Source organism: Dietzia sp. SLG310A2-38A2, assembly GCF_014145095.1.
Lineage (GTDB): Bacteria > Actinomycetota > Actinomycetes > Mycobacteriales > Mycobacteriaceae > Dietzia.
In genome coordinates, this window is sequence record NZ_JAALDX010000267.1 from 1 (window position 1) to 2,109 (window position 2,109).

A 2,109-nucleotide genomic window follows, 5' to 3' on the forward strand; every position below is an offset into this window, starting at 1 on the left:
GGCCAGCGTCGGGTCCGACAGGTGCTCGACTGCCTGGCCGTCCAGCGCGAACGGGCCCTGCCCGGACGGTACGAACGCGTCCGGGTGGATCCGACACGACTCGGCCAGGTCGATCACGCCCGGGGGGACGTCCACGCCGACCGCGCCCAGCGGGCGACCCATCGGGTCGGTGGTCATGAGGAGCGTCTCGACATCGGCCGGGTGGCGTTCCAGGCGGTCGGCGGTGGTGATCACCGCCACGGCGTCGTCGGCCGGCCCGGTCCGCACCTCGGCCCCTGCCCACCAGACGCCCAGGAGAACCCCGGCGGTGAGCCAGTGGGCCGGCAGGTCGCACACCACGACGTCACCCGGGGCCACGCTCACCTCATCGCGCAGCAGCCCGGCGATCTTGGCGGCCCAGTTGGCGGTCGAGGTCACGGACAGCTCGATCCGGGACGGGGCGCCGAGGTCGTAATGCGTGACCAGCGGCGCGCCCGGGTCCGCTGCGAGGAGCGGCTGGAGCACGGTGTCTGCGGCGGTGTTCACGGGTCGTCCTCCGGGTGGTCGGTCGGGTGCGGCTCGGTCAGGTGCGGCCCGGTCGGGTGAGGCTCGGTCGGGCGAGGCTCGGTCAGTTCACACAGGGGACGTCCGAACCGCCGGCATCGAAGGTCGGACGCTGCGCGATCGACGGTGGCAACGGGGCGTAGGTGGTGGTCTCCGGGGAGTAGGACTCGGTCGCGGAGGCGTCCCCCGTGGGGCCGCTGTAATCCTCGGCCAGAACCACGCGGACCGCTCCGGGGGGCGCAGCGGGATCCACCTGGACGGGCAGCCCGCCCAGCGCGTCGGAGACCGCGAACGCCGAGGGGTCGTCCGCCGAGCCGGCCGCGACGTGGGAGGTGTAGGCGGCGGCCGGATCGGTGAGCAGGTCCCCGACGCCGTACCCGAGTTCGGACAGCGAACCGGAGACCCGGGCCGCCAGACCGTCGATCGCGGTCGTGTTGACCACCGACACCGTCACGGCGGCGGGGTCCACGCCGGGAGTGCTGGTCGGGGTCTGATCCTGTTCCTCGACGTCGTCGGTACTGGCGAATCCGCCGACGAACTCCGCGACCTGGTCGGGGTCGACGGTGACGATGGACTCGCCCCACTCGGTGAAGGAGTCGATGCTCGTGACCGGGATGGTCTCGAACCGCACGTTCCCGCCGCTGATGTCCTGGAGCTTCATCGCGAAGTCCACGAAGTCCCAGTTCTCGTCGATGACGAACGACCGACGGGCCGCGTCGACGAGCGCTCCGAGCTTCGTCGGGTCCGCGAGGGTGCCGGCGGACAGGGTCTTCTTGACCAGCTGGGACATGAACGCCTGCTGGCGGACGATCCGGTCGAGGTCGCCTGCGGGCAGGTCGTGCCGCTGACGCACGAAGCTCAGGGCGTCGGACCCGGACACGGTCTGGACCCCGGCCCGGAAGTTCGCACCGGACAGCGGTTCGTCGACGTCCTCGTTCAGGCACACCGGCACGCCACCGACGGCGTCGGTGAGCAGGACGAATCCCAGCAACCCGATCTCGGCGTAGTGGTCGGCCTGCACGCCCGTGAGATCGCGGATGGTGTTGATCAACCCGTTGCGGCCGGCCTGGACGGCGTCGCGTTGGTCCTGCTCGGTGAGCGCGCCGTCGGGGTCGTCGGCCACGGCCTCATCGAGGTAGGCCTGCTTGTAGCCGGCGTAGACCCCGTTGATCTTGCTTCCCCCGATGTCCCGGGTTTCCACGTAGACGTCCCGTGGGATCGAGATCGCGGTGGCCGAGCTCCCGTCCTCCGGGATCCGGATGAGCAGGATCGTGTCCGTGTTCTCGCCCTCGTCCTCACCGGTCCGGACGGTGGCGAGTTCCTCCTGGCTGAGCGCGTTGCCCTGGGCGTCGGTGCGGTTGTCGGTCCCCACCAGGAGGATGTCGACGGCGCCGTCGAGCCCGCCGTCCCCCACGTCGAGCCCTCCGGCGGAGGACAGGTCGGAGCTCAGGCCGTTGAACAGCGACCAGCCCACTCCGGTCACCAGGAGGCAGAACACGGATGCCAGGGCGGCGAGGGTGCGGGCGATCCGCGAGCCCAACGGGCGGGCGGGGGTCGCGTGGCGCC

2 protein-coding genes are annotated in these 2,109 nt (G+C 71.4%); both read right to left on the minus strand.

All coding sequences use genetic code 11. The annotated features are described in order from the left end of the window. Positions 1 to 525, minus strand: a 525-nt coding sequence (locus G6027_RS09815; RefSeq protein WP_182637016.1) for a TIGR03089 family protein, incomplete at its 3' end; no start/stop codon positions are given. Between the two features lie 82 nt (positions 526 to 607). After that, a partial coding sequence (locus G6027_RS09820; RefSeq protein WP_241727006.1) for an LCP family protein occupies positions 608 to 2,109 on the minus strand: 1,502 nt, incomplete at its 5' end.